This is a genomic window from Streptomyces phyllanthi, from assembly GCF_009377205.1.
Taxonomy (GTDB): Bacteria; Actinomycetota; Actinomycetes; order Streptomycetales; family Streptomycetaceae; genus Streptomyces; species Streptomyces phyllanthi.
Map to the genome: position 1 here is coordinate 1 of NZ_VJZE01000820.1, position 2,155 is coordinate 2,155.

Below are 2,155 nucleotides of genomic sequence, written 5' to 3' on the forward strand. Positions count from 1 at the left end.
GGGGCGACGGGGGTGGAGGGGATGACTAGCAGGTCGTGCTCATGACCTTGCCTCGCCCGGTCTGACCAGTCCCGTCTCGTACGCGAGTACGACCGCCTGGGCGCGGTCGTGGAGGGTCAGCTTGGCGAAGACGCGGGCCACGTGGGACTTCACCGTGGCCTCGCTGAGGGTCAGCCGGGCGGCCAGTTCCGTGTTGGACAGGCCTCGGCCCAACAGGGTCAGGACCTCCCGTTCGCGGGGTGTCAGGGCCGCGAGGTCGGTGTGGACGGCGGGTGGGCGGGTGGCGGCTGCCCGGCCGTGCTCAGCGGTGGTGAGCGGCAGCGGGTGGCCGTGGCCCGCGCGCTCATGAACCGTCCCGCGCTGCTGCTGGCCGACGAGCCGACCGGCGCCCTGGACAGCCGCTCCGGCGAGCAGGTGATGGACCTGCTGCTCGACCTCAACCAGATCGGCCAGACGCTGGTCCTGGTGACCCAGGACGAGCATCTCGCCCGGCGCTGCGCCAGCAGACTGGTCGACTTCGCCGACGGCCGCGTGACCGGTGAGCACACCCTGGAGCCGTCCGCGTGAGGGCGGTGTGGCGGGCCGCGCGCGCGGCGGTACGGCGGCGCAGGCTCCAGACGCTCGTCATCGCACTGGTCACGCTGACCTCGACGGCGGCGATGGTCGTGGCGCTCGGCCTGGTCGACGCGGCCTCCGCCCCGTTCGACAAGGCGTTCGGCGAGCAGCGCGGTCCGCATGTCGTCGCCGCGTTCGATCCCGGCAGGGTCTCGGAAGCGCAGCTGGCGCGGGCGGCCCGGCAGCCCGGAGTGGAGGCCGCCGCCGGGCCCTTCGCCCAGGCCGCGGTCGAACTGTCGGACGAAGCCATGAATTCGGCCTCGGCACCGCGATCACGGTCGTGGGCCGGTCCGGCCCCGGCGGCGAGGTGGACCGCCTCGACCTGTGGGCGGGCCGCTGGGCCACCCGGCCCGGCGAGGTCGTCCTGAACCGGGACCCGGACTGGACCGCGGACGACCTCGGCAAGAAGATCCACGTGCCCTCCGGCCCGGCCCTCACCGTCGTCGGGTTCGCCTTCGACCTGAGCCACACCGCGGACGCCTGGGTCGCGCCCGGGCAGATCGCGGACCTGAACCCCACGGCGACCCAGATGCTCCTCCGCTTCACGGACGCGTCCACGTCCTCGGAGGAACGGCTCCGCGCGCAGCTGGGTACGGTGACGGAAGGGTTTCCGGCGGACGCGCTGACCGCCTCCCGGTCGTACCTCACCCTCAAGGAGCAGGTGGGCAGTTCGGCCCGGGCGTACAGCCCCTACCTGATGGCCTTCGGCATCCTCGGTATCGCGGTGGCGGTGCTCATCATCGCCAACGTCGTCAGCGGCGCGGTGATCTCCGGCTTCCGGCACATCGGCGTTCTCAAGGCCCTGGGGTTCACGCCGGGGCAGGTGGTCGCCGTCCACCTCACGATGATCTCCGTCCCCGCGGTCCTCGGCTGTGCGCTCGGCACCGTCGTCGGCAACCTGCTGGCGCGCCCGTTCTTCGGGTTCGTGTTCTCGGGGCCGCAAGCGGGGGTGCTCCACGGTGACGTCTCCGTCGCGGCCTGGGTGAACGCCGTCGCCCTCCTCGGCATGCCCGCCGTGTGCGTCCTCGCCGCGCTCGCCCCAGCGATCCGCCGCACCGGCTGTCCGCGGCGCGGGCGATCAGTGCGGGCAGCGCCCCGCGCGCAGGGCGGGCACTCGGCATCCAGCGCCGGCTCGCGGGCAGCCGGCTGCCGCGTTCGGTGAGCCTGGGGGCGGGCCTGCCGTTCGCCCGGCCGGGCCGTAGCGCCCTCACGCTCGCCGCGGTGGTCCTCGGGGTGACCACCGTGACGTTCGCGACCGGTCTGGCCACGACCATGACCCGGTTCGGGAACGCGGGCCGGGACGCGTACGAGGTCACGGTGTACGCCTCCAACTTCAAGCACGGCAAGGAGATCGCACCGGAGCACTCCGACCGCGAACTCCACGCACTGCTGCGCTCGCTGCCCGGCGCGCGGGAGGTCACCGCCAGGACGGACACCGAGGCGCGCCTCGCGGGCTCCACCGACCAGGTGTGGCTGGAGAGCCGTCGGGGCGACCGGCCGCGGATGGACAGCGTGCTCACCGGGGGGGGGGGGGGGGGGG

General features: G+C 73.7%; 2 protein-coding genes and 3 pseudogenes. 4 read left to right on the top strand and 1 reads right to left on the bottom strand.

Annotation, left to right across the window (positions count from 1 at the left end):
- Positions 1–39 precede the first annotated feature (39 nt).
- A pseudogene (locus tag FNH04_RS45230) lies at positions 40–270 on the bottom strand (response regulator transcription factor); the annotation flags it as partial.
- A gap of 21 nt (positions 271–291) precedes the next feature.
- Between FNH04_RS45230 and FNH04_RS45235 the strand changes: the two are divergent.
- The 4 genes and pseudogenes from FNH04_RS45235 to FNH04_RS48445 all read left to right on the top strand — a co-directional run.
- Positions 292–567, top strand: a pseudogene (locus FNH04_RS45235) (ATP-binding cassette domain-containing protein); the annotation flags it as partial.
- Positions 564–983 carry a hypothetical protein gene (locus FNH04_RS48435; RefSeq protein ID WP_228032047.1) on the top strand — a complete coding sequence of 140 codons (420 nt, stop codon included), beginning with the start codon at positions 564–566 and terminating at the stop codon, positions 981–983. The pseudogene FNH04_RS45235 and the gene FNH04_RS48435, both read left to right, overlap by 4 nt.
- Positions 896–1,777, top strand: a complete 882-nt coding sequence (locus tag FNH04_RS49215; RefSeq protein ID WP_322725709.1) for an ABC transporter permease — start codon at positions 896–898, stop codon at positions 1,775–1,777. Before FNH04_RS48435 ends, FNH04_RS49215 begins: the two co-directional genes overlap by 88 nt.
- Positions 1,774–2,155: pseudogene (locus FNH04_RS48445) on the top strand (ABC transporter permease); the annotation flags it as partial. The gene FNH04_RS49215 and the pseudogene FNH04_RS48445, both read left to right, overlap by 4 nt.